A 5,337-nucleotide genomic window follows, 5' to 3' on the forward strand; every position below is an offset into this window, starting at 1 on the left:
GAGGCTGCTCGTGCTGGTGAGGCGGGCAAGGGGTTCGCGGTGGTGGCCAACGAGGTCAAGGAGCTGGCTCAGGAGACGGGCAAGGCGACCGAGGACATCGGTTCACGGATCGAGGCGATCCAGGCCGACACCGCGGCGGCTGTCGCGGCGATCGCTGAGATCGGGCACATCATCGCTTCGATCAACGACACCCAGACCACTATCGCTTCGGCGGTGGAGGAGCAGACCGCGACGACGAATGAGATGGGTCGCAATGTGAGTGAGGCGGCGACGGGTTCGTCGCAGATCGCTGCGAACATCACGTCGGTGGCGCGGGCTGCGTCGGACACGACCAGTGGTGCGTCGGACACGGCTGCTGCGGCGCAGGAGCTGTCGCGGATGGCGGCGGAGATGCAGACCCTGGTGGGCCAGTTCCGCTACTGAGCAGACGAGGAAAGGCCCTGTTCCCCACTGGGAACAGGGCCCTTTCTGCTTCGGCCCCCATTCTGCTCAGGGCTGACGTCGCCGAGCCGATGGGCCAACCATGACGACCACGACCATGAGCACAGACGCCGACCCGATCCGCAGCCGCTTCGGACTGCGCTCGAAGATCACCCTGGTCGGGGCCGCAGGTGTCTTCGCGGCCTTCGCAGTGGGAACGACGTCGTGGGTGGCCCTGGACCGGGCGGAGAACCGGACCGCGGACCTCGAGCGGCTCACCGAGCTGGCCGGGGCCGTGGAAGACATCCGCTTCTACAACGCCGACGTGACCGGCTGGCAGACCGCCTATGCCTGGGACGCACGCAAGATGAAGCCGGGGCAAGCCGTCGCGGCGGACAACCCGAACCGTGCGGGCTACCTGGAGTCGGCCGATGGTCTGCGCGCGACGCTCGATGCCGTGCCGGTCGACCTGATGGACGCCGATGAGCGCACGGCCTACGAGGAGATCGCCGGCCTGTGGGACGAGTTCTTCGCCATCGACGATCGGGTCGCGGATCAGTACGCCCGCGGAACGGCTGCCGATGTCGACGCCGCGGACGCGACGATCGTCGACGATGGCTACGCGATCTACGGGGTGATCCTGGAGCTCACCGCTGAGATGGGGGAGTCGGTCGACGAGCGCGCGGAGGAGACCCGTCAGGCGCAGGCGGCGGCGGGTGACCGCGCCCGTCTCATCGCACTCTCGCTCTTCGTGGTGGCGCTGCTCCTGGCCGGCCTGGCGATCCGCTGGGTCACCCGGCGGATGCTCGCGGGCATCGGCGCGGTGAGTCGCAGCGTGCGAGCGATGGCGCACGGGGATCTCACCGTCACCCCCGAGGTCGAGAGCCGCGACGAGGTCGGCCTGATGGCCCACGAGCTGAAGGTCGCGCAGCGCGCCATCGGTGAGGTGATGGCGGCGATGGGTGGGAATGCGCAGGCGTTGTCGTCGGCGTCGGAGGAGCTCTCGGCGGTGTCGGCTCAGATGACGGGTTCGGCGGGTGAGTCTGCGGAGCAGGCGAATCTGGTGTCTGCTGCTGCGGAGCAGGTGTCGCACAACGTGCAGACGGTGGCGACGGGGACCGAGGAGATGTCGGCGTCGATTCGTGAGATCGCGAAGAACGCCTCGGATGCTGCTGAGGTGGCGGCGCAGGCGGTGACGGTGGCTGAGGCCACCAACGCCACCGTCGCGAAGCTGGGTGAGTCCTCGGCCGAGATCGGGAATGTGATCAAGGTGATCAACTCGATCGCGGAGCAGACGAATCTGTTGGCGTTGAACGCGACGATCGAGGCTGCTCGTGCTGGTGAGGCGGGCAAGGGGTTCGCGGTGGTGGCCAACGAGGTCAAGGAGCTGGCTCAGGAGACGGGCAAGGCGACCGAGGACATCGGTTCGCGGATCGAGGCGATCCAGGCCGACACCGCGGCGGCTGTCGCGGCGATCGCTGAGATCGGGCACATCATCGCTTCGATCAACGACACCCAGACCACCATCGCTTCGGCGGTGGAGGAGCAGACCGCGACGACGAATGAGATGGGTCGCAATGTGAGTGAGGCGGCGACGGGTTCGTCGCAGATCGCTGCGAACATCACGTCGGTGGCGCGGGCTGCCTCGGACACGACCAGTGGTGCGTCGGACACGGCTGCTGCGGCGCAGGAGCTGTCGCGGATGGCGGCGGAGATGCAGACCCTGGTGAGCCAGTTCCGTTACTGAGACACGCTCGCGGCACGCCCGTCTCGGCCTCGGCCGGGACGGGCGTCCTGCATCTGCAGGACTTTGGTCAACTCAAGTTTTTACTCTCGCTGCCGATGAGAAAGGTGGTCGTTGCCACGGGGGCAACGGCAGGACGTGCCGGATGGACCGAAGTCCGAGGTGCGTGCCCGGACATCGGAGGAACCCATCATGAGCTCATCGTCGCGCGTCCGCGTGGGAGCTACATTCCGCAACTTGCGGACCACCGCCAAGCTGATGACAGGCTTCGCGGTCGCTGCCTTGCTGACCTTCATCGTGGGGATCGTGGGAATCGTCCAGCTCGGGACCGTCCAGGGCAACCTGGAGTCCCTCTACGACGACAACACTCTGGGGATCGGCCACCTCGGCGACGTCCGCTACGAGCAGAGTGTCGCGCGCTATGACCTGCTCGTGGCCGGGACGAGCCAGGGAGCGGCACGCGAAGCGGCGCTCACCTCCCTGTCCGAGTCGGGGGAGCGGGTGCGGGAGATCTGGGCGGACTACCTCGCGTCCGGAACCGAGGGGCGCGAGGCCGAGGTCGACGCGTTCGAGGGCGCCATCGCGAAGTACCGCTCCATCCGTGAGGACCAGGTCCTGCCGCTCCTCGAGCAGGATCGGATCCGGGAGTTCACCGCCGTGCGGGAGCAGGAGCTCACGCCGGTCGGCGACGAGGTCTTCGCTGCGCTCGACGCCCTCGCCCTGAAGGAGCAGCAGATCGCCGAGCAGGTCATCGCGGACGCCCAGGCGTCGTACGCCTCGGCCCGCTTCCTGGTCATCGTCCTGATCGGCATCGCGGTCCTCCTGGCCATCGGCGTGGCCCTGGCTATCGGCCGTGCCATCGCCCGTCCGCTGGGCCGCACGGTGACGGTGTTGGAGGCGGTGGCGGCAGGTGATCTGTCGCAGGAGCTCGAAGTCGACTCGACCGATGAGGTGGGTCGGATGGGTACGGCGTTGAACACGGCGCTGGGGATGTTGCGTGAGTCGATGGCGGCGATGGGTGGGAATGCGCAGGCGTTGTCGTCGGCGTCGGAGGAGCTCTCGGCGGTGTCGGCTCAGATGACGGGTTCGGCGGGGGAGTCTGCGGAGCAGGCGAATCTGGTGTCTGCTGCTGCGGAGCAGGTGTCGCACAACGTGCAGACGGTGGCGACGGGGACTGAGGAGATGTCGGCGTCGATTCGTGAGATCGCGAAGAACGCCTCGGATGCTGCTGAGGTGGCGGCGCAGGCGGTGACGGTGGCTGAGGCCACCAACGCCACCGTCGCGAAGCTGGGTGAGTCCTCGGCTGAGATCGGGAATGTGATCAAGGTGATCAACTCGATCGCGGAGCAGACGAATCTGTTGGCGTTGAACGCGACGATCGAGGCTGCTCGTGCTGGTGAGGCGGGCAAGGGGTTCGCGGTGGTGGCCAACGAGGTCAAGGAGCTGGCTCAGGAGACGGGCAAGGCGACCGAGGACATCGGTTCGCGGATCGAGGCGATCCAGGCCGACACCGCGGCGGCTGTCGCGGCGATCGCTGAGATCGGGCACATCATCGCTTCGATCAACGACACCCAGACCACTATCGCTTCGGCGGTGGAGGAGCAGACGGCGACGACGAATGAGATGGGTCGCAATGTGAGTGAGGCGGCGACGGGTTCGTCGCAGATCGCTGCGAACATCACGTCGGTGGCGCGGGCTGCGTCGGACACGACCAGTGGTGCGTCGGACACGGCTGCTGCGGCGCAGGAGCTGTCGCGGATGGCGGCGGAGATGCAGACCCTGGTGGGCCAGTTCCGCTACTGATCGGTCCTCCCCACGATCATGAGCGCGGCCCCGACCCTGACTGTTCAGGATCGGGGCCGCGCTGCCGATGGAACAGGTGTCGTCCGCCGCGAGCCGTGGCGCTCGCAACCCTGTTGTCCGTCGAGGAGAGTCATGAAGAAGCTGACCACGTCCCTGCACGAGCTGCGGATCGGCACCCGTCTCGGGGCCGTGTTCGCGGTGTGCGGCATCGTCATCGGCGGCGTGGTCGCGATCAACTCCCACACCCAGGGCGAGGCCGACGACTTCGACTCGCGTGTCGAGGAGGCCCGCGAGGCCCAGCAGCTCGGGGACGACATCCGGATCATGATCCAGGACGTCACCGGCTGGCAGGGGCTCTACGTCTCGGACTTCGCGGCCTACGGAGCGAAGAGGTTCGCCGACGAGGGCTCCTACAACCTCGAGGGCTTCGACGCCTCCGCCCAGAGCGCCGACGAGTTCTTCGCTGCGGTGGACCGCTCGCCCCTCACCTCGCAGGAGGCGGGCTACATCGACGAGGTGGAGAGTCAGTTCGAGCAGTTCTTCGTCGCGGACGAGGAGCTGGTCCGCAACGCCCTCACCGACGGCGGCATGCGGGCCCTGCCCGAGGTGATGGACAGCATCAACGATGGCGAGGCGGGCGCCGCCTACAGCGCGGTTCTCGAGGCAGCCGACGCGTTCGACGAGGCGATCGACACCCGGGTGGCGAAGCTCGAGAAGGACCGGGAGGCGGCCCTGAAGACGGGGAGTCGTCTCGTCCTCGCCAGCCTCGTCCTGGGACTGCTGCTGACCGTCGCCCTGCTGATCCTGGTCACCCGCTCCATCACCCGGCCGCTGAGCCGCCTGGTGAACACCCTGCAGGTCGTCGCCACGGGCCGCCTCGACGAGCGAGCCGAGGTCGAGGGCAAGGACGAGGTCGCCCAGCTCGGCCGAGCCCTCAACGAGGTCACCGAGATGCTCGCCGATTCGATGAGCGCGATCGGTGGGAATGCGCAGGCGTTGTCGTCGGCGTCGGAGGAGCTCTCGGCGGTGTCGGCTCAGATGACGGGTTCGGCGGGGGAGTCTGCGGAGCAGGCGAATCTGGTGTCTGCTGCTGCGGAGCAGGTGTCGCACAACGTGCAGACGGTGGCGACGGGGACCGAGGAGATGTCGGCGTCGATTCGTGAGATCGCGAAGAACGCCTCGGACGCTGCTGAGGTGGCGGCGCAGGCGGTGACCGTGGCCGAGGCCACCAACGCCACCGTCGCGAAGCTGGGTGAGTCCTCGGCCGAGATCGGGAATGTGATCAAGGTGATCAACTCGATCGCGGAGCAGACGAATCTGTTGGCGTTGAACGCGACGATCGAGGCTGCTCGTGCTGGTGAGGCGGGCAA

4 protein-coding genes are annotated in these 5,337 nt (G+C 67.5%); all 4 read left to right on the forward strand.

All coding sequences use genetic code 11. The features are described from left to right. A partial coding sequence (locus tag ACYU7L_RS16520; RefSeq protein WP_460798863.1) for a methyl-accepting chemotaxis protein occupies positions 1-423 on the forward strand: 423 nt, incomplete at its 5' end. A 100-nt stretch (positions 424-523) separates the two neighbouring features. Then, positions 524-2,167 carry a methyl-accepting chemotaxis protein gene (locus tag ACYU7L_RS16525; protein WP_460798866.1) on the forward strand — a complete coding sequence of 548 codons (1,644 nt, stop codon included), beginning with the start codon at positions 524-526 and terminating at the stop codon, positions 2,165-2,167. 189 nt (positions 2,168-2,356) lie between these two features. Continuing rightward, complete coding sequence (locus ACYU7L_RS16530; protein ID WP_460798869.1) at positions 2,357-3,967, forward strand: methyl-accepting chemotaxis protein; 1,611 nt, start codon at positions 2,357-2,359, stop codon at positions 3,965-3,967. Positions 3,968-4,099: 132 nt separating this feature from the next. Further along, the coding region (locus ACYU7L_RS16535; RefSeq protein ID WP_460798872.1) for a methyl-accepting chemotaxis protein at positions 4,100-5,337 on the forward strand (1,238 nt) is incomplete at its 3' end.

It is taken from the genome of Nocardioides pacificus, assembly GCF_054775955.1.